The sequence below is a fragment of the Streptomyces sp. NPDC088915 genome (genome assembly GCF_044749825.1).
Lineage (GTDB): Bacteria > Actinomycetota > Actinomycetes > Streptomycetales > Streptomycetaceae > Streptomyces.
This window is the reverse complement of sequence record NZ_JBIVIR010000013.1, coordinates 27337-49279: the sequence shown is the minus strand read 5'-3', so window position 1 is coordinate 49279 and position 21943 is coordinate 27337. Positions and strand designations below refer to the sequence as shown.

Sequence of the window (21943 nt, the reverse complement as noted above, 5' to 3'; positions counted from 1 at the left end):
CGTGGACATGAGCCAGGCCGACATGCTGAGCCCGGACGGCCGCTGCCGCACCTTCGACGCGCGCGCCAACGGCATCGTCCGCGCCGAGGGCGTCGGCGTGGTGGTGCTCAAGCGCCTCGACGCGGCGATCGCCGACGGCGACGTCATCCACGCCGTCCTGCGGGGCAGCGCCGTCAACCACGGCGGCCGCACCAACTCGCTGACCGCACCGAATCCGGACGCGCAGGCCGCCTGCATCGTCAAGGCCCACCGGCGCGCCGGCGTGGACCCGCGGACCGTCGGCTACGTCGAGACCCACGGCACCGGCACCGAACTCGGCGACCCCGTCGAGGTCGAGGGCCTCAAGTCGGCCTTCGCGGAGCTGTACGCCGACCACGGCGCGGCGCCCGGGCAGCCGCACGTGGTGCTGGGGGCGGTGAAGACCAACACCGGCCACCTGGAGGCGGCCGCCGGCGTCACGGGCCTGATCAAGTCGCTGCTCGCGATGCGCCACGGGTCGATCCCCGGCAACGTCCACCTGGAGGAGCTCAACCCGCACCTGCGTCTCGAGGGCGGTCCGCTGCGCCTGCCGTCGGGGAACGAGCCCTGGAACCGGGTCCGCACGGCCGACGGGGCCGAGGCGCCGCTGAGGGCGGGAGTCAGCTCCTTCGGCCTCGGCGGGGTCAACGCGCACCTGGTGGTGGAGGAGTACCGGGAGACACCGGCCCTCCCGACGGCGGGGGAGCGGCTGTTCGTCCTGTCGGCGAAGACCCCGGAGCGGCTGCGCGACTACGCGGCGCGCCTGGCCCGTTGGGCCGTGGACCACGAGGACGTGGACCCGGCCGCCCTGGCGCACACCCTGAGCACCGGCCGGGAGGCCTTCTCCGAGCGTCTCGCGGTCGTCGCCGACTCGCCGCGTGCGCTGGCGGCCGCGCTGGAGGCGTGGCAGGCCGGCGGACCGGTCCCGGGTGTCTTCGCGGGGGACGGCGGGGACGCCACCACCGCCCTGCTGCTGGACGGCCCCGAGGGCGGCCGGTACCTGCGGGCCGTGGTGGACGCGGGCCGCCTGGACAAGGTCGCCCGGCTGTGGGTCGGGGGCGCCCCGATCGACTGGGCGCAGCTGTGGCCGGGAACGGCGCCCCGGCGGGTGCCCGCACCGACCTACCCCTTCGCCCGGGAGAGCTACTGGCTCACGCCCGGAGCCCGCTTCGACGCCTTCCAGGCGGCCGAGTCGGGCCTGGTCGCCGACACCGCGGCCGAGCCGGACGCGGACACCCCGGCCGGGGCCCGGCCGCAGACCCGTGCCGGATCGCAGGCCGAGACCGACGTGGTGTCCGCGGCGCGAACTCCTGCCGCCGCGGAGGCGCCCGCCTCCGCGCAGCCGGCCGGGACCGGGGCTCCGGTCGCTGACGACGCCGAGGGCGCCGTCCGTACGCACGTGCGCGGGCTCCTCGCGGCCCACCTGGGCATGCGGCCCGAGCGCCTGCCCCTGGACCGGGCGCTGTCCGACGCGGGAGTGGACTCGCTGGGTCTGCGCCGGCTGAGCCGCCGCCTCGGCGCGGACTACCGGGTGGAGGTGCCGGCCCGGATGTTCGGGGTGGCCCAGACGGTACGGGCGGTGGCCCGAGCCGTGTTCGAGGCGTACGGGCCCCTGCCCGCACCCCAGGAGCAGGAGCAGGCGCAGACACAGACACAGAAGCGGGACCAGGAGTCGGCCCCCGCCGCCGCGCCGGTGGACCGGGTCGCCGCTCTGCTGGCCGGTCTGCGGGACGGGACCGTCCGCGTGGACGACGCGCTGGCCGTACTCGAGGGAGGGACGGGCCGATGAGCACCGACCTGCGTGAACTGCTGGCGGCGATCGCCGCCGGCAAGCTGTCCGACGAAGTGGCCGAGCCGCTGGTACGGGGCCTGGTCGACGCGTCCTCCCCGGCCGCCTCGTCCTCCCCGGCCGCCTCGTCCTCCCCGGCCGCCTCACCCGCCCCGGCCGCGCCGGCCGCCACCGCCCCGGCGGCGCCCACCGGGCCGTACCCGCTCAGCCGCGGGCAGGCCGCGCTGTGGGCCCTGCACGCCGACGACCCCCAGACCGTCTCCTACAACCTGCCGCTGGGCCTGTGGCTCGGGCACGACGTGGAGGAGGACCGGCTCGTCGACGCGCTGACCGCGATGGTCCGCAGGCACCCGGAACTGGACATCTCCGTACGCCTGGACGCGTCGGGGCCCGTCCAGGAGGTCACCGGCCGTGCCCCGGAGGTGACCCGCCTGGACCTCGGCCACGTGACCGACGGGGAGTTCTCGGCCCGCGTGCGCAACCTCGTGCGCCGCCCGTTCGACCTGGAGCAGGACCCGCTCCACCGGATGTGGCTCGTCACCGCCCCCGGCGGCGCCACCCTGCTGCTCCTGGTGTTCCACCACCTGATCACCGACGGGGTCTCCAGCCACCTCCTGCTGCGCGACGTCGTCGCCTGCCACGACGCGCTCGCCCGGGGCCGCGAGCTGCCGCCGGTCGAACCCGCCGCCCCCTACGCCGAGTTCGTGGAGTGGCAGCGGACCATGCTCGCCGCCCCGGAGACGGAGGAGCATCGGCGCTGGTGGCTCGACCGGCTGACCGGTGCCTCCACGGAGCCGGTCCTGGACGCGCTCGCCGACCGCCGGCGCACCGGATCCGCCTCGCGCACCCGCGGCGAGATGGTCCAGCTGCGGCTCCCCCGGGCCACCTGGGCGGCCGTCCAGGACACCGCCCGTGCCGACGGGCTGACGCCCTTCAGCGTGGTGCTCGGGGCCTTCCTCGCGCTGCTGCACCGCCACTCGGGACACCGCGACCTCAGCGTGATGGTGCCGACCGACGGCCGTCCCGCGCAGCGCTTCGACCGCACGGTCGGCTACCTGATCAACCCGGTGGTCCTGCGCGTGGACTGCGACCCGGAGCACAGCTTCGGCGAACTCACGGCGGCCGTCGGCGCCCGGATGGCGGAGGCCGAGGAGCACAGCGCGTACCCCTTCGCCTCCGTCGTCGACGACCTGCGCCGCACGACCGGCACCGAGGCCGGTTTCGACATCGGCTTCTACATGCAGCAGGGAGTCGGCGGCGACCAGGACATGGCGGCGGGGCAGACCGTCTTCCGCGACGCGCTCGACCTGACCCAGGAGGGCGAGAACGACCTCGTCGTCGAGGTGGTCGTGCGCGACACCGGCGTGCTCCTCTACCTCAAGTACGACCCGGAGCGCTTCGACCGCCCCACCGTCGAGCGGCTGGCCGAGCACTACCGGCTGCTGCTGGACACGGTGACGGCCGATCCCTCCGTACGCCTCGGCGACCTCGACCCCGCCACCCCCGCCGAACGGCGCACGGTCGAGCGGGCCAACGCCACCCGCGCCGAACGGCCGCGCGACGTCACCGCCGCCGACCTGGTGCTCGCCCGCGCCCGGCGCGACCCCGGTCGCACCGCCGTCGTCGACACGACGGGCCCGCTGACCTACGGCGAACTCGCAGGGCAGGTGCACGCCCTCACCCGCGTCCTCACCGAGCACGGCGTACGCCCGGGCGACGTCGTGGGCGTCCTCGTCGCCCGCAGGGCCGCCCTGATCGTGGCCCTCCTCGCCGTCCAGGGCGCGGGAGCCGCCTACGTCCCCCTCGACCCGGACTTCCCGGCGGCCCGGCTCGCCCACATCACCGCCGACGCGGCACCCACCGCCGTGATCGTCGATCCGCACCTGGCCGACCGGCTGCCCGCGGACGCACCCGGTGTGCGCGTCCCCCTGACCGGCCTGGAGTCCGAGGCGCGGACCGTCGCCCCGGTCGCCCGCCGCGACGACGACCTCGCGTACGTCCTCTACACCTCCGGATCCACGGGGGAGCCCAAGGGCGTCGAGGTCTGCCACGGCAACCTCGTCAACCTGCTGACCGCGACCGCCGAGCGGCCCGGCTGCTCCGAGGACGACACCCTGCTCGCGGTGACCACCGCCGGATTCGACATCTCGGGTCTGGAACTGCTGCTCCCGCTGACCCGGGGCGCCACCGTCCACATCGCGCCCGAGGACGTGGTCCGGGACGGGTTCGCGCTGGCCGACCTCATCGACGAGGCCGGCGCGACCGTCGTCCAGGCCACACCGGCCACCTGGGAGATGCTGCTCCACGCCGGCTGGACCGGACGCGTGCGCAGGCTGCTGTGCGGCGGCGAGGCCCTCACCGCCGAACTCGCGGACCGGCTGCTGGACCGGTGCGACGAGCTGTGGAACATGTACGGGCCGACCGAGACGACCATCTGGTCCTCCGCCCGGCGGATCCGGCGGGGCGGCCCCGTCACCGTGGGCACGCCCCTCGCCAACACCACCTTCCGCACCGCAGGCCCCGACGGCGTCGCCCCCGTGCCCTACGGCGCGGTCGGCGAACTGCTCATCGGCGGCGACGGCGTGGCCCGCGGCTACCGCGGCAAGCCGGAGCTGACCGCCGAGCGCTTCGTGCACGACCCGGCGACCGGGGAACGGCTCTACCGCACGGGCGATCTCGCCCGCTGGTCGGCCGACGGGGACATGGTGCTGCTCGGACGCGCCGACCGGCAGGTCAAGCTGCGCGGCCACCGCGTCGAACTCGGCGAGATCGAGGCCGCCGTCCGGCGCGCCGGAGCGGCGGGATCCGACGACGGCATCGGCGACGTCCGGGTGGCCGTTCGCGAGGACCTGCCCGGGCAGCCGCGTCTGGTGGCCTTCGTCCAGGCCGCCCCGGAGGCCGCGGAGGCCGCGGTCGGGCGGATCAGGGCCTGGCTGCCCGCGTACATGGTCCCCTCCCGTACGGTCGCGCTGGCGCGCTTCCCCCTGACCCCCAACGCCAAAGTGGACACCGGTCCGCTGACGCGCCTGCCCGTCGAGGAACTCGTACGCCGCTTCGGACACGAGGACCGCCCCGCCGCACCGCACGGGGAAGCCGGCCCCCGGCCCCGGCCGGCCGGCGACGCGGACCTGGCGGAGCGGCTGCGCCTGAGCGCGGCGGCCGTCGCCGGACGGCCCGTGGAGGAGATTCCCCTCGACCGGCCGCTCGGCGAGGTGGGCTTCGACTCGATCGGCTTCACCCGCCTCGCGGTGGCGCTGCGCGAGCGGTTCGGCGTCACGGTGCGCCCGACCGTCTTCTACGCCCGCCCGGACCTCACCTCGCTGGCCGCCCACCTGAGCGCGGCCCACCCCGGCGCGTTCGACGCCACGGACCGCCGGCCCGTGACCCGGACCGTCTCCGGGCCGGTGGCCGGGGCACCCGCCGCGCCGCGCGGATTCGCCCCGGTGGCGATCGTGGGCATCGGCGGACGGCTGCCCTCCTCCTCCGGCCTGGAGGAGTTCTGGCAGCACCTCGCCGCCGGACGCGACCTCACCCGGCCGTACCCCATGGAACGCGGCTTCTCCGCAAGGGTGTTCCCGCAGGGTCTGCGCGGCTCCTTCGTCGAGGACGTCGACGCCTTCGACGCGCCGCTCTTCCGCATCTCACCCCGGGAAGCGGCGCAGATGGACCCCCAGCAGCGCCTGCTGCTGCACGCCGCGCACGAGGCCGTGCTCGACTCCGGCCAGGTCCCGGGCGCGCTCGCCGGAAGCCGCACGGGGGTGTTCGTCGGACTCAGCGGCACGGACTACCTGAGCCTGCTCGGACCGGGCTCGCCGGACATGGGCGACCACTTCCTGATCGGCAACGTCCCCTCGATCGCGGCCAACCGCATCTCCTACGTGTTCGACCTGCACGGCCCCAGCGCCGTCTTCGACACGGCCTGCTCCAGCTCGCTCGTCGCCGTGCACCGCGCGACCCGTGCCCTCCAGCAGGGGGACTGCGACATGGCCCTGGCCGGCGGGGCCAACCTCCTGCTGTCCCCGCACGGGTTCACCGGCCTGCGGCGCGCCGGGATGCTCAGCCCCGACGGCCGCTGCAAGACCTTCGACGAGCGCGCCGACGGCTACGGCAGGGGCGAGGGCGTGGTGCTCCTCGCCCTCAAACTGCTCGACCGGGCCCTGGCCGACGGAGACCCGGTGCACGGCGTGCTGATCGGCTCGGCGGAGAACCACGGCGGGCACACCCACTCGCTCACGGTCCCCAACCCGCAGGCCCAGCGCGACGTCGTGCTCGCCGCACACCGGTCGGCCGGGGTCGCGCCCGACACGATCGACTACATCGAGGCGCACGGCACGGGGACCCCGCTCGGCGACCCGATCGAGATCGACGCCCTCAAGGAGGCGTTCGGCCGCCTGTACGCCGACTGGGGGATCCCGGTGGTCGCGGGACGCACCGGCCTCGGGTCGGTCAAGACGAACATCGGCCACCTGGAGGCCGCGGCGGGCGTCGCGGGCGTCGTGAAGGTCCTGCTGGCGATGCGTCACCGCACGCTCCCCGGCCTGGTGGACCTGCGGACGCCGAATCCGATGCTCGACCTGGACGGCAGTCCGTTCCGGATCCAGGCCGCGGCACAGACATGGGAAACACGCGAGGGGACGCCGGCCCGGGTCGGCGTCAGCTCGTTCGGCATGGGAGGCAGCAACGTGCACGTGGTAGTCGAAGAGGCGGGACAGCGTTGATGAGCGGCACCACCGAGGACAGGACCGCCCGACTGGTCCTCCTGTCCGCCGACGGCCCCGAACAGCTCGACCGCTACCGGGCCGAGCTGTGCACCTGGCTGGACGAGCACCCCTCCGCCTCCCTGGACGCCGTCGCGCACACCCTGCGCGTCGGCCGGGAGCCCCTGCGCGAGCGCGTCGCCCTGGTCGTCGGGAGCGTCGCCGAACTGGCCGCGCGCCTGCGCGACGGCGAAGGCGTCGTGACCGGCACCGCGACGGCCGACGCCGCCGCGGCCTCCGGCGGCGCCGGGCCCGTGGCCACCGACGATCCGGCCGAGGCCGCCCGCCTGTGGGTGACCGGCCGGGACGTCGTCCTGCCCGGGCCCGCCGGCGACCGGCCGGCCCGGCTCTCCCTGCCCCTGCCGCCCCGGCCGACCCGCCGCTACTGGATCAAGCCGCCGGCCGGCCTGGCCGACGGCCCCGGCGAGCGGCTGCTGACCGGCGAGGAGTTCTACCTGCGCGACCACGCGCTGGGCCGGATCCGGATCCTGCCCGCCGTGGCGGCCCTGGAGTTCGCGGTGGCCGCGGCCGACCAGGCGGGCCACGGCCGCGCCACCGGCATCGTCAACGTGCTGTGGGCCCGCCCCGTGCTCGTCGAGGACGAGCCCGCCCGCGTGCGCCTGCACCTCGCGCCCGTCGCCGACGGGGTCTCCTACGAGGTCCGGCTCACCGACGGCAGCGCCGAAGGCGCGCTCTGCTCCGCCGGAACCCTCCGCTTCGGCGCCCGTCCCGAGGCACCGCGTCTCGACCTGGACGCGATCCGCGCCCGGCTGCCCCGTACGGCCACGGCCGAGGAGTGCTACGAGGTCTTCACCGCGCTCGGCGGCGGCTACGGGCCCAGCCTCCGGGGGCTGCGCTCGCTGCGGTCCGCGCCCGGCGAGGTCCTCGCGCACGTCGCCGTGCCCGCGGCGGCGGACTTCCCCTTCTCCGACTTCGCCCTCCACCCCTCCCTGCTCGACGCGATGCTCCAGGCCTGCCTGTGGACCGACGAGGACCCCTCGGCCCCGCGCGCCCGGGAACTGCCCTTCTCCCTGGACGCGGTCGAGATCTTCGGACCCCTGCCCGAACAGGGCCACGTGCACGCCGTGCGGACCCCGGCCGGCCACGACATCGCCCTCGCCGACGACGAGGGCCGGGTCCGTGTGCGGCTGCGCGCCGTCGTCACCCGGCCCGTCGACGGCGCGGCCCGCCTGGACGGCACCGTCGGCGCCCACCTGCTCGTACAGCGCTGGCGGGACGCCCCCGCGCCCGCCGCCGGCCGGACCGTACGCACCCTCCTGCTCGGCGAGGAGGGCTTCACCGGAGCCGAACGCACCACCCGGGACGCCGTCTTCCCCCGCGACGAGGAACTCCTCCTCGTCCACACCGCGGACGGCGACCCGCTGCCCGCCCTCACCGGGCTGTACCGGTCCTGGGCGGCCCAGCCGACCCGCCACCCGGTGCGCGTCCTGCACGTCTTCCGCACGTCCGGCGGGGTCGAGGACGCGCGGGCCGAGGCCCTCGACGGCTTCGCCCGGGCCCTCGCCAACGAGGACCCGCAGTTCCTCGTCTCCGCGGTCGACGCGGGCACGGCGGGCCTCGCCGCCACCGTCGGGTCCGAGGCGCGCGCCGCCCACGCCTTCCGGGTCCGGTACACCGCCGCCGGCCGGCAGGTGCCGTGCTGGGAGCCCGTCACCCCCGACCCGGCACCGCTCGCCCCGCGCGGCACCGTGCTCGTCACCGGCGGCGCGGGCGCCCTCGGCCGCCGGCTCGTCGCCCACCTGGGAGGCGACGCCCGTTACGTCCTGACGGGCCGTTCGGCGCAGGCCGACCTCACGGAGCTGCGCTCCGCCGGTCTCGACGTCCACTACATGCCCGCCGACCTGGGGGCTCCCGGCGCCGCCGGGGACCTGGTCGAGCGGATCCACGGCTCCTTCGGGCCGCTCCACGGGGTCCTGCACCTCGCCGGAACCACCCGGGACGCCCTGCTGATCGGCAAGACCGACCAGCAGAGCGCGGCCGTGCTCGGCCCCAAGGTCCGCGGCACCGTGGAGCTCGACCGGGCCACGGCCGGGGACCCGCTGGACTTCTTCATCGCCTTCTCCTCCATGTCGGGGGCCGCGGGCAGTCCCGGCCAGACCGATTACGCCTACGCGAACCGCTTCCTGGACGCCTTCACGGCCTGGCGCCGGGGCAGCGGACGACCGGGCCGCAGCCTCTCCGTGCTGTGGTCGCTGTGGGCCGACGGGGGCATACGCGTCGACACCGACGAGGCCGCGGCGGCCCGGACGGCCCGCCGGGTCGGGCTGGTGGCCATGCCCACCGACGCCGGACTGGAGGCCTTCGACCGGGCCCTGGGCCACGACGGCGACCACGTCCTGGTCGCGCACGGCAACCTGGCGCGCCTGCGCGAGGTACTGGACGCGCCGGCGCCCTCGGCGGCCCCGGCCCCGGCGGCCCTCCCCGCCTCCGCCCCGGGGCCCGTTCCGTCCGCCGCGCCGATCCCTGCCGCGGAGCCGGCGGCCCCGGCCCCGGACGCGGCCGAGGAGTTCCTGCGCGGGGTGCTCGCCGAGGTCTTCGAGTTCCCGGCCGAGGAGATGGAGGCCGACGCGCCGTTCGAGCGGTTCGGCATCGACTCGCTGCTGATCATGGACCTGACCCGCCGCCTGGAGGACCACTTCGGATCCCTGCCGAAGACCCTGTTCTTCGAGTACCAGGACCTGCGCTCCCTCGCCGGCTGGTTCACCGAGCACCACGGCTCCCGCCTCGCCGAACTGGCGCCCGCGCCCGAACTGGCGCCCGCGCCCGAGCCGGTGGCCGAGTCCGAGCCGGCACCCCGGGCGACAGGGCCCGCAGAGCCGGTGGCCGCCATTCCGGCCGTGCTCCCGGCCCCCGCCGCGGCCCCCGCCCCCTCGGGTCCCATGCCCGTCGCCATCGTCGGCGTCGCCGCCCGCTTCGCCGAGTCGGACACCCTCGACCAGTTCTGGGACCACCTCCAGGCGGGCCGGGACCTGATCACCGAGATCCCGGCGGACCGTTGGGACTGGCGCGACTACGACCGGGCCACCCCCGCCGACCGGGCGGCCCGCTACAGCCGCTGGGGCAGCTTCCTGCGCGGCGTCGACATGTTCGACCCGCTCTTCTTCGGCGTCTCGCCCCGCGAGGCGGAGATCGTCGACCCCCAGGAACGGCTCTTCCTCCAGACCGCCTGGCACGCCATGGAGAACGCCGGACGCACCCGCGCGGACCTGCGCACCCACCGCGTCGGCGTGTACGTCGGCGCGATGTACGGGCTCTACCAGCTGCACGAGGCCGAGGACGGCCGGATCGGCGCCTCCTCGCACGCCTCCATCGCCAACCGCGTCTCCTACACCCTCGGCCTCACCGGCCCCAGCCTGGGCGTGGACACGATGTGCTCCTCCTCGCTGACGGCCCTCCACCTGGCCGTGCGCGACCTGCGCGCCGGGGACACCGACATGGCCGTCGCGGGCGGGGTCAACCTGCACGTCCACCCGTACAAGTACCGCTTCCTCGGCCAGGGCGGCTTCACCTCCAGCGACGGCCGCTGCCGCAGCTTCGGCGCGGACGGCGACGGCTACGTACCCGGCGAGGGCGTCGGCGCGGTGCTGCTCCGGCCGCTCGCGGACGCCGTCCGGGACGGCGACCACATCCACGGCGTCATCCTCGGGACCAGCGTCAACCACGGCGGCCGCACCAACGGCTTCACCGTGCCCAACCCCGTCGCCCAGGGCGACCTCGTCGCACAGGCGCTCGGCGAGGCGGGCGTGGACCCCGCCACCCTCGGCTACCTGGAGGCGCACGGCACCGGCACCGCCCTCGGCGACCCCGTCGAGATCCGCGGACTCGCCCGCGCCCTGGCCGAGGCCGGACTGCCCCCGCGCAGCCTTCCGATCGGCTCGGTCAAGTCCAACGTCGGCCACCTCGAATCGGCCTCCGGCATGGCCGGGCTGTGCAAGGTGCTGCTCCAGATGCGGCACGGCCGGCTCGTGCCCTCGCTGCACGCGGACCCCCTCAACCCGAACATCGACTTCGACTCGACCCCGCTGCACGTGCAGCGCGACCTCGCCCCGTGGCCCCGGCCCGACGGGACCCCCCGGCGCGCGGGCCTCAGCTCCTTCGGCGCGGGCGGGGCCAACGCCCACGTCGTCGTGGAGGAGTACGTCGCCCCGCCGGCCGCCGGGCAGGAGCCCGGCCCGTACCTGTTCCCGCTCTCCACCCGGGTGCCCGAACGGCTCCCCGTGCTCGCGGCCGAACTGGCGGACGCCCTGGAGCGCGGCCTGGCGGACGGATCGTCACCCCGCCTCGCGGACGTGGCGTTCACCCTCCAGCAGGGCCGCGAGGAATGGGCGGACCGCATGGTCGTCCTGGCCTCCGGCCTCACCGAGCTGGTGGCCCGGCTGCGCGGGGAGGACCCGACGGGAGTCTGGACCGGCAGCGCCCGAGGGCGCGCCGCCTCCCGCGCCGCCGCCCCCACGAGCAGCGACCCGGCGTCGATCGGCGCCGCCTGGGCCGCCGGAGCCCCGGTCACGTGGCCGACGGGGAACGGCAGCCGCGTGCCGCTGCCGGGCTACCCCTTCGAGGAACTCCGCTGCTGGCTCACCGACACCATCTGGTCGCCGCCCGTACCGGCCGCGCCGGCCGGCGAGCCGGCCGCGGCCGGGCCGGTGCACCCGCTGCTCGACGCGATCGACCCGGCCGAGAGCCTGGACGGCCTGACCTACCGGACCGCCTTCGACCCCGAACACCCGTACATCGGAGGCCACCGCCTCGGCGAGACCCGCCTGCTGCCCGCCGCCGCCGTCCTGGAGATGGCACGCGCCGCCGCCGCGGCGGCCGGGGCGGGGGAGCGGCTGCGGCTGTCGAACGTCCGCTGGCTGCGGCCCTTCGTCGTGGCCGGCGCCGAGCGCACGGCCAGGACACGGCTGCGCCGCGGCGGGACCGGCACGCGCTTCGACCTGCGCGACGACACCGGCGAACTCCTCGCCGAGGGCCGGGTGGAGCCCCTGCCCGCCTCCATCGGGGAGAGCCTGGACATCGACGCCGTACGGGCCCGCCTCGACAGCCACCACGAGGGCGACGCGCTCTACGCCGACCTCACGGCGGCGGGACTCTTCTACGGGCCCGCCCTGCGGGCCGTCGAATGGATCGCCGCGGGCGACGGCGAGGCGCTCGTGCGCCTGCGGATCCCCGCCGGAGCCGCCCGCTTCGCCGGCTCTGCCCTCCACCCCTCGGTGGTCGACGGCGCCCTGCACGCCTTCGCCGTCCTGCGGGACCGCGACGACGGCCCCGCGATGGTGCCGTACGCCCTCACCGCGGCGGAGGTCCACGCCCCGGTGACGGACCTCGGGTACGCCCACGTCCGCACCGTCGGCACCGACCGCTACGACCTCGCCCTGACCGACTCCGAGGGGAACATCCGCGTGCGACTGCGCGACCTGTCGCTGAGGCCCGCACCCGGCGTCGCCCGGGCCCGGCCGGCCGGCTCCCCCGCCGCGGCGGCCGTCCCCGCCGCGGCGGCGGCGGCCGCGGACGACCTGATGTTCGTACCGCGTTGGACCGAGCTGTCCGGCCCGGCCCCGGAACCGCTCCCCGGCGGGGCCACCACCTGGCTCGTGCACGGAGGAGACGCGGCACCGTCGGTGGCCGCCCTGCGCGCCCGCCTCGGCGGCGCCGTCGTCGAACTGGACCACGACCGCGTCGCCACCGCGACCGGCCGGCCCGACCACGTGATCCTCCTCGCCCCCCGCGCCGGGGGCGCGACCGACGACACCGCCGCGCTCGAAGCGGCCCAGGAACGCGGCGTCCTCGCCCTGTTCCGGCTCGCCAAGGTCCTCCAGCGCACCCGCTCGGCCGTCCGCCTCACCGTGGTCACCGAGGACGCCCTCACCATCGCGGGCGAACCCGTCACCAACCCGTACGCGGCCGGCCTGCACGGCCTCGCCCTGTCACTGGCCCAGGAACACCCCCGCTGGCGGGTCGCCGTCGTCGACCGCTCCTCCGCCGACGCGCCCTCCGCGGACGTGCTCGACGCCCCCGCCGGCGGCCCCTACGCGCTGCGCGGCGGCGTGCTCCACCACCGCCGGCTCGTCCCGGTCGCCGTCACGCCCCCGCAGGAGCGGATCCGCCGGGACGGCACCTACCTGATCCTCGGCGGGGCCGGTGGCATCGGCCTGGAACTCACCGAATGGCTGGTGCGCGGCTACCGGGCGAAGGTGGTCCTCCTCGGCCGCGGCGAACTCGGCGCCGAGCGCCGCGCACGGCTGCGCACCATCGACCCGGACGGCACCCTCGTCTCCTACCGCAGGGCCGACGCGACCGACCCCGCCGCGCTGCGGGAGGCCGTTGCGTGGACCCGGAGCACCCACGGCGCCCTGCACGGTGTCTTCCACGCCACGATCGTCCTGCGCGACCAGACCGTCGCCACGATGACGGAGGAGACCTTCCGCTCCGTCCTCGACGCCAAGGCCCACACCTCGGTCGCCCTGCACGCCGCCCTGCGCGACGTGGGCGGCCTGGACTTCGTCCTTTTCTTCTCCTCGGCGGTCGCCCTCTCCGGCAGCGCCGGCCAGGGCAACTACGCGGCGGGATCCACCTTCGAGGACTCCTTCGCCCACCACCTCGACCGGATGCTGGAAGCCCGGGTGGCCGTCATCAACTGGGGCTACTGGGGGACCGTCGGCATCGTCGCCGACGAGCGCTACCGCGAGCGGCTCGCCGCCACCGGCATCCACTCGATCACCCCGGAGGAGGGGATGGCCGCCGTGCACGCCGTGCTCGGGCGCGAGGACCGCCAGGTCGTCGTGGTCAAGGCCGACCCGGCGGCACTCGCCGCGGTCGGCGCCGAGCCGCGCCGGGCCGCCGGGCAACCGGCCCGCGCGGGGACGACGCCGTCCGACCCGGGGGCGCCCTCCGACGACGTGTCCCTGGTGCCGTCGCTGGCCCAGCTCCCCCCGGTCGCCCGACTGCTCACCGAGGCCGACGACGCCCGCCTGACCGAGGTCATGTGCGACTGGCTGTGGTCGCTCTTCCGTCGCGAAGGGGTGTTCCTCGACGACGCCGAGAGCTGGCGGCCCGCCGCCCTCGCGGAGCGGCTGGCCGTCGTCCCCGCGCAGCGCAGGCTCTTCGCCGAGCTCCTGCGCCAGCTGACCGAGGGCGGCTTCCTCGACGACCGGGACGGAGCCCTCGTCCCCGCCGGACGCCGGGCCGCCGAGGACCCCGAGGGAGACCTGGTCGAGCTGTGCGAGCGCAAGCCCGCGCTCAACCGCTTCGACCGGCTGCTGCGCCCCTGCATGCGGAACCTCTTCGGCGTGCTGCGCGGCACCGTCCGCGCCACCGACGTGATGTTCCCGGGCGGCTCCAGCGCCCTCGTCGAGGGCGCCTACCGGGGCAGCCCGGTCGTCGACCGCGCCAACGAACTCGTCGTCGGCGCCGTCCAGGACCTGCTGTCCCGCCACGAGGGTCCGCTCACCGTCATCGAGATCGGCGCGGGCACCGGCGGCACCACCGCGAGCGTCCTGCCCGCCCTCGCCGCCTCGGGCACGGAGGTGACGTACGTCTACACGGACATCTCCCGCGCCTTCCTGCGGCACGGGGAGCAGCGGTTCGCCGCGGAGCACCCGTACGTCCGCTTCCAGCGGCTCGACATCTCCGCGGACCCCGAGACCCAGGGCTTCGCCCCGGCCGGCGCCGACCTGGTCGTCGCGGCCAACGTGCTGCACGCGACCTCCGACCTGCTCGCCACCCTGCGCGCCGTCACCCGGCTGCTCAAGCCCGGCGGACGCCTGGTCCTCAACGAGGCCAGCAGCAACGTCCTCACCGCCACCCTCACCTTCGGCCTGCTCGACGGCTGGTGGCTGCACGAGGACGCCGAACTGCGCCTGCCCGGATCCCCGCTGCTCTCCGCGCCCGGATGGCGCAGGGCCCTCGCCCTCGCCGGCTTCACCCGCAGCCGGGCCGTGCCGGCCGACGAGGGGCTGAGCCAGCACGTGGTCGTCGCGGAGACGGCACCGGACGGCACGGCTCCCGCCGCCGCCACGGCGGTGGCCGCGCCGACGCGCGCCGCCGAGCCCGAGCTCCCCCCGGCCGGGTCGTCCGGCACGGAGGACGACGCCCTGCTGGAGGCCGCGCAGGAGTACGTGAAGGACGCCTTCGCGCAGATCCTCCAGGTGCCGCGGGAACGGCTCTGGCTGGACGAGACGTACGAGAACTTCGGCGTCGACTCACTGACGGTGCCCCTCATCGTGGACGTTCTCGCCGAGGGCATGGGCGAGCTGCCCGTGTCCCTGCTGTTCGAGTACCCGACCATCCGCGAGGTCGCCGACCACCTGGCCGAGCGGCACGCCGAGCGGGTGCGCGCGCTCCTTCCCGAGCCCGCCGCGGCGCCCGCCCCGGCGGCCGCCCCCGCCCCCGCACGGGACACCGTCCCGGCCGTCCACGAGCCCGCCGCCGGCGTACGTCCGGCCGCGCTCCCGGAGCGGTCCGCACCGGCGGCCGACCACCGCGTCGCGATCGTCGGCGTCGCGGGCCGCTACCCCCGGGCCGAGGACCTCGACGCCTTCTGGGAGAACCTGCGGTCCGGCCGTGACTGCGTGGGCCCGGTGCCCGCCGACCGCTGGGACCACCGGGCTCCCGCCGACGCGGACGGCCGGCCGGTGAGCCGCTGGGGCGGATTCCTGGACGGGATCGACGAGTTCGACCCGCGCTTCTTCCAGATGTCCCTGCGGGAAGCCGAACTGACCGACCCCCAGGAACGCCTCTTCCTCCAGACCTCCTGGCACGCCCTGGAGGACGCCGGCTACACCCGGGCCCGCCTCCGGGACAGCCGCGTGGGCGTGTACGTCGGCGTGATGTACGGCCACTACCAGCTCTTCGAGGACGAACGGGGCCTCGCCGGCGGCATGGGCTACGCGTCCATCGCCAACCGGGTCTCGTACTTCTTCGACTTCCACGGGCCGAGCCTGGCCGTCGACACCATGTGCTCCTCCTCCCTGACCGCCGTCCACCTCGCCTGCGAGGCCCTGGCGGCCGGCCGGGCGGACTACGCGCTCGCCGGCGGCGTCAACCTCGCCCCGCACCCGCGCAAGTACCGCCAGCTGGCGGCCGGCGGGTTCACCGGCGAGAGCGGGCGGTGCCGCAGCTTCGCGGCGGACGGCGACGGCATGGTGCCCGGCGAGGGCGTCGGCGCCGTCCTGCTGAAGCCGCTGGCGGCGGCCGAGCGCGACGGGGACCGCATCCTCGGCGTGATCCTCGGCAGCTCCGTCAACCACGGCGGGAAGACGGGCGGGTTCGCCGTGCCCAGCCCCGGCGCCCAGGGCGAGGTCATCACCCGGGCCCTGCACGCGGCCGGAGTGCCGGCCGACGGCATCTCGTACGTCGAGGCGCACGGCACCGGGACCCAGCTGGGCGATCCGGCCGAAGTCGCCGGACTCGTACGGGCCTTCGGCGACCTGCCGGCCGGCTCGGTCGCGCTCGGCTCGGTCAAGTCCTCCGTCGGCCACCTGGAGTCGGCCGCGGGCATCGCGGCCCTCACGAAGGTCCTGCTCCAGATGAAGGCCCGTGAACTGGCGCCCTCCCTGCACGCGGACGCCCTCAACCCGGCCGTCGACTGGAACGCCGTGCCCTTCCGGGTACAGCGCGAACTCGCCCCCTGGAAGGGCACCGGGCCCCTGCGCGCGGGCATCAGCGCCTTCGGCGCGGGCGGCTCCAACGCCCACCTCGTGGTCGAGGAGCACGGGACACCGGCTGTGCGGCCCGACGCCGCGACGGGACCGGACGTCTTCCCGTTCTCCGCGCGGGACGCGGAGGGACTGCACCGCGTCGTCGCGGGCATGCGGACCTGGCTGGGTTCGACGGGCACCGGCGCCGACCCCCGGGACATCGCGGCCGCGGCCGGCGTCCCCCTCACGGCGATCGACGAACCCCTCGACGAACTGGGCCTGGACCCGGCCACGATGGTGCGCGTGATCGGCCTCGGCGATTCGGTCGGGGCGGGCTCCGTGCACGGCGGCACGACCCTGCGCGAACTCGCGGGCCGCGCCGCGGGCGGCGCCGGCGTCGACCTCGTCCGGCTCGCCCGCACCCTGCAGACCGGCCGCGAGGCCATGGCCCACCGGTTCGCCGTCGTCGCACGGTCGGCGGGGGAGCTCGCCGAGGCACTCGACGCGTTCCTCGCCGGGCGGCCCGGCGGCCACACCGGCGTCGTGACGGCCGAGCCGGGCGTCGCGGTCGTGCCGTCCGCGACCGATCCGCACGACACGGCCCGCCGCTGGGCCGCGGGAGAGGTCTTCGACTGGGAGGCCGGCCGACCCGGTCCGGTACCGGCCCTGTCCCTGCCCGGATACCCCTTCGCGCGGACCCGCTGCTGGATCGACGCCGTCACCCCGGCCGCCCTCCCCGCACCGGCGGCCCCCGCGGCCCCGACGGCACCCGCGACCGCGGACGCCCCCGCCCGGGGCGCCCGGATCCGGGACGCCGTACTGGCCCTGCTGGGCACGGTCAGCGGATACGCCCCCGCCGACCTCGACCCGGCGGACTCCTTCCACGAGCACGGCCTGGACTCCCTCGGCCTCATCCGGCTCGCCGACGAGGTCTCCAACGCCTTCGGCGTGCCCGTCGGCCCCGACCAGCTGCTCGCCACCCCCACCCCCGCCGCGCTCGCCGCGTGGCTGGAGGACGAGCACCCGGACGCCGCCGCGCCCCTGCCGGCCGGCCCGGCGACGCCGGAACCGCCGGCCGGGGACGACCCCGTCGTGATCGTCGGGATGGCGGGCACCCTGCCCGGCGCACGGAACCTCGACGAGTTCTGGGCGGCCCTCCAGAAGGGCGGCGACCTCTTCTCCGAAGTGCCCGCCGACCGCTGGGACACCGGCGCCCACTACGGGGACCCGGCCCTGCACCCCGACCGGACCCGGATCACCCGCGGCGGCTTCGTGCCCGACATCGACCGCTTCGACCCGCTGTTCTTCGGCATCTCGCCCCGCGAAGCCCGCTGGATGGACCCCCGCCAGCGGCTGCTGCTGCGCACGGTGTGGTCGGCGCTGGAGGACGCGGGCATCGACCCGACCCGCCTCGCCGGCACCGACACCGGCCTGTTCGTCGGCGTCGGCTCGTCCGAGTACGCCGAGCTCGTGCAGCGCTCGGACACGGCCGCCGACGCCTACTCCTCGACGGGCCTGACGCCCTCCATGCTGGCCAACCGCATTTCGTACCACCTCGACCTGCGGGGCCCCAGCGAACCCGTGGACACCGCCTGCTCCAGCTCGCTCGTGGCCCTGCACCGTGCGGCGGAGGCACTGCGGCTCGGACACTGCGACACGGTCGTCGCAGGCGGCGTCAGCCTCATGCTGTCCCCGGTCACCTTCGCCTCTCTCGAACGGGCGGGCATGCTCAGCCCCGACGGGGTGGGCCGGGCCTTCGACAAGGACGCCGCGGGGTACGTGCGCGGCGAGGGCGTCGGAGCCGTCGTGCTCAAGCGGCTGAGCCGCGCACGCGCCGACGGCAACCCGGTGCTCGCCGTCCTGCGCGGCACCGCCGTCAACCACGGCGGCCGCTCCAACTCGCTGACCGCGCCCAACCCGCGCGGTCAGGCCGAGGTGATCGTGAAGGCCCACCGCGAGGCGGGCGTCGACCCGGCGACCATCGGGTACATCGAGACCCACGGCACCGGCACGGTCATCGGCGATCCCGCCGAGACCAACGGCCTGCGCCAGGCCTTCGCCGAGCTCTACCGCGACTGGGGCCACCCGGCTCCGGCCGCCCCGCACTGCGCTCTGGGGGCCCTGAAGAACACCATCGGCCACCTGGAGCCGGCGGCCGGCATCGCCGCCGTGCTGCGCGTCCTGCTGTCGATGCGGCACGGACGGATCACCGGGGACCCGCACGGCCCGGAACTCAACCCCCACCTGGCGCTGGAGGGCACGGCCTGCGAGATCGCGGTGGAGGCACGTGACTGGACGCCCGTGGCGCCCGGTGTCCCGCGCCGCGCCGGGATCAGCTCCTTCGGCTACGGCGGCGTCAACGCCCATGTCGTGCTGGAGGAGTACCCGGCCGACGCGCCGGCGCCGTCCGGCCACCCGGCCGTGTTCGTCCTCTCCGCCCGCGACCCGGAGCGGCTGCGGGCCACCGCCCGCTCCCTCGTCGACACCCGGGACGGCTGGCAGCACGACCTCGCCGGCACCGCCCGCACCCTCCAGTCCGGCCGCACCGAACACGCCGAACGCCTGGCGTTCGTCGCGGACTCGGGCGAGCACGCGGTGGACACCCTGCGCCGCTTCCTCGCCGGGGACTTCGCCGGCGTCCACCAGGGGCGCGTGGAACGGCACGCCGACCGTGCGCCGTTCGACGGGCGGAGCGACGAGGAGACCGCCGCCGCGTGGGTCCGCGGCGCGACCGTCGACTGGTCCGCCCGGTGGGAGCGGACGCCGAAGCTGCGTTCGCTGCCGCCGTACCCCTTCGCCTCCGAGCGGTACTGGTTCACCGACGGAGCCCCCGCGCCGGCTGCCGCGCCGGCGACCGTCCCGGCGACGGCCACCGCGACCGTCCCGGCGACCGAGCCGAGGGCCTCCGTCGGGTCCGTCGCCCGGACCGACGCCGGGGCCGCTTCCGAGTCCGGCTCCGGGGCGGCCGACGGCCCGGCCGGCCGGGCACCCGTCAGCCTCTTCACCGCCGAATGGATGGCCGAGCCCGTGCCGCCCGCCGCCCCGCACCCGGGCCGCACCCTGGTGTTCGGCGACCTTCCGGTCCCCGGTGCCGTCACCGTACGGGCCGGATCCACGTACGCCGACGAGGGCTCCACCGTCACGATCCGCCCCGGCGAGGCCGAGGACTACGCCCGGCTGCTCGCCGCCGGCGCGGACCGGATCGTGCAAGGGTGGCCGCTGCTCCACCCCGAGCGCCCGGACCTGGGCATCGAGTCGGTCTTCCTGCTCGTGCGCGCCATGACGGCCTCCCGGGCCGCCGCCGCGCGGATCCAGGTCCTGGTGCCGGAGGGCGCCACGGCGGAGGCCTGGGGAGGGTTCGACACCTCGCTGCGCGCCGCCCTGCCCGGCACCGCCTTCGGCGTCGTACGCCTCACCGGCCCGGTCGAACCGGCGGCCCTGCTCGCCGAGGTGGCCGCGGAGCGGCTCTCCTCGGCAGCCGTGCGCCTCTCCGCGACCGGCCGTACCGTGCGCGTGCTCACGGAGACCGACCCGAGCCCCGTCACGGAGTCCCCGCTGCGCCCGGGAACCGTCCACCTGGTGACCGGCGGCGCCGGCGGCCTCGGGCTCCTGCTCGCCCGCACCCTGCTGGCACGCGGCGCCCGCGTGGCCCTCACCGGCCGTTCCTCCGCGGCGGACCGGGCCGGGGAACTCTCCGGCCTGCGTGCCCTCGGTGACGTCGCCTACTTCCAGGCGTCCGTGGAGGACGAGGCCGCCATGGCCCGCGTCGTGGCGGACGTCAAGCAGAAGTGGGGCGCGCTGCACGGGGTCTTCCACCTGGCGGCGACCGCCTCGCGCACACCGCTGCCCGGCAAGGACCTCGCGGAGTTCCGCTCCCACCTGCGGGCCCGTTTCGAGGGCACCCGTGTCCTCGACGAGGTGACCCGTGACGAACCGCTGGACCTGTTCGTCCTGTACTCCTCGCTGGCCGGGCAGCTCGGCGACTACGGCCTGGTCGACTACGCCGTCGGCGCCCGCTACCTCGACGGTTTCGCCGAGGAGCGCGCGGCCCTGCGTGCAGCGGGCCGCCGCAGCGGGCACACGGTCTCGGTCGACTGGCCCATGTGGCGTGCCGGAGGCATGCACGTGGCGGCCGAGGACGAGCGCCGCTACCTCGCCGACACGGGCTTCCGCCACCTCGAGGCCGAGGAGGGCGAACGGCTGCTCGACCTCGTCCTGCGGCTGGGACGCCCTCAGGTCGCCGTACTGCCCGGAGCGCCCGGGCGGATGCGCGAGCAGGTCGAGGCGATGCGGATCCGGGAGCACGGGCACCGCGCCCGTCCGGCCGCCCCGGCGCCGGCCGCCGCCCCCGCCGCTCCCGCGCACGCGGGCGAGCTGACCGAACGGCTGCGGGAGCTCGTCGCCGAACTGCTGGGCCTGGCACCGAAGGCGCTCGACCCGGAGGCCGGCTTCGGGGAGTACGGACTGGACTCCTTCGGGCTCCAGTCCCTCTCCGTGGCACTGGAGGAGCGCTACGGCGTCTCGGTGCCGACGACGACCCTGTTCGGCGAGAACACCGTCGAGCGGCTCGCCCGGCACCTGCTCGCGGAGCACCCCTCCCTGGCGGAACGGAACCGGACGCCCGCCACCGCGAGCGCGGAACCGGCCGCCCCGCCCGCCACCGTCACCGCCCCCGCCGCCGCTCCTTCCGCCGTTCCGTCCACCGCGCCCGCCCGGGAGGACGCCGTCGCCGTCGTCGGCATGTCCGGAGCCTTCCCGGGCTCGGCGGATCTGGCGGAGTTCTGGCAGCACCTCAGGGCGGGTGAGGACCTGATCACCGAGACCCCCGCCGACCGCTGGGACTGGCGGGAGGTGTCCCGACGCTTCGGCGGCACCGCCCGCTGGGGCGGCTTCCTGAGCGACGTCGACCGGTTCGACGCGCGGTTCTTCAAGATCTCGCCCGCCGAGGCGGAGGTCATGGACCCGCAGCACCGGCTGTTCCTCGAACACACCTGGGCCGCCCTGGAGGACGCGGGCTGCCGGGCCGACCTGCTCGCCGGCCGCCGCGTCTCCGTCTTCGCCGGCGTCCAGTTCAACGACTACGAGTCGATGGTCCTGCGCGGCGAGCAGGTCAACCCCCACGCGGGCACCGGCCTCGCGCGGACCGTCCTGGCCAACCGCATCTCGTACCTGCTGGACCTCAGGGGCCAGAGCGAGAGCATCGACACCGCCTGCTCCAGCTCCCTGGTGGCGCTGCACCGCGCCGTCCGCGCCCTGCGCGCGGGGGAGAGCGAACTCGCCGTCGCCGGCGGCGTGAGCCTGGTGCTCTCGCCGCAGACCGTGGTGGCCGGCAACCAGCTCGGGGTGCTCTCCCCGGACGGCCGCTGCAAGGCCCTGGACGCCACGGCCGACGGCTACGTCAAGGGGGAGGGCGTGGGCGTACTCGTCCTCAAGCCGCTCTCCCGCGCCCTCGCCGACGGCGACCGCGTGCACGCGGTGATCCGCGGCAGTGCGGTCGGCCACGGCGGGCACGCCTCCTCGCTGACCGCCCCCAACCCGCTGGCCCAGGCCGCCCTGCTGGTCGAGGCCTACCGGGACGCGGGGGTGCCGGTCGGGACGGTGTCCTACACCGAACTCCACGGCACCGGCACCTCCCTCGGCGACCCGGTGGAGATCGACGGGCTCGTCCGGGCCCACCGGACCCTGGCCGACGGCCCCGCCACGCCCTGCGGCATCGGCACCGT

General features: G+C 76.1%; 3 protein-coding genes (2 of these 3 running past the window's edge). All 3 read left to right on the top strand.

Going from position 1 to position 21943, the window contains the following annotated elements:
* Tightly spaced (each overlapping or abutting the next), the 3 genes in view from ACIP5O_RS23275 to ACIP5O_RS23265 form a layout consistent with a single transcriptional unit that may run on beyond the window.
* Positions 1–1807: the 3' portion of an SDR family NAD(P)-dependent oxidoreductase gene (locus ACIP5O_RS23275; RefSeq protein ID WP_401296307.1), read on the top strand. It extends 11414 nt beyond the left edge of the window; 1807 of the gene's 13221 nt are visible here — the last part of the coding sequence; its start codon lies beyond the left edge, outside the window; its stop codon occupies positions 1805–1807.
* Positions 1804–6525 (top strand): amino acid adenylation domain-containing protein, encoded by a 4722-nt coding sequence (locus ACIP5O_RS23270; RefSeq protein ID WP_401296305.1) that lies wholly within the window; start codon positions 1804–1806, stop codon positions 6523–6525. The genes ACIP5O_RS23275 and ACIP5O_RS23270 overlap by 4 nt, the downstream gene beginning before the upstream one ends.
* A protein-coding gene (locus tag ACIP5O_RS23265) for an SDR family NAD(P)-dependent oxidoreductase (RefSeq protein ID WP_401296303.1) crosses the window boundary here: on the top strand, positions 6525–21943 show its 5' portion. The gene runs 4102 nt beyond the window's last position; the window shows 15419 of its 19521 coding nt (coding positions 1–15419); the start codon lies at positions 6525–6527; its stop codon lies beyond the right edge, outside the window. Before ACIP5O_RS23270 ends, ACIP5O_RS23265 begins: the two co-directional genes overlap by 1 nt.

Bases quoted from the DNA above. Each gene is read 5' to 3' on its own strand.
- ACIP5O_RS23270 (WP_401296305.1), top strand. From the start codon at position 1,804: ATGAGCACCGACCTGCGTGAACTGCTGGCGGCGATCGCCGCCGGCAAG.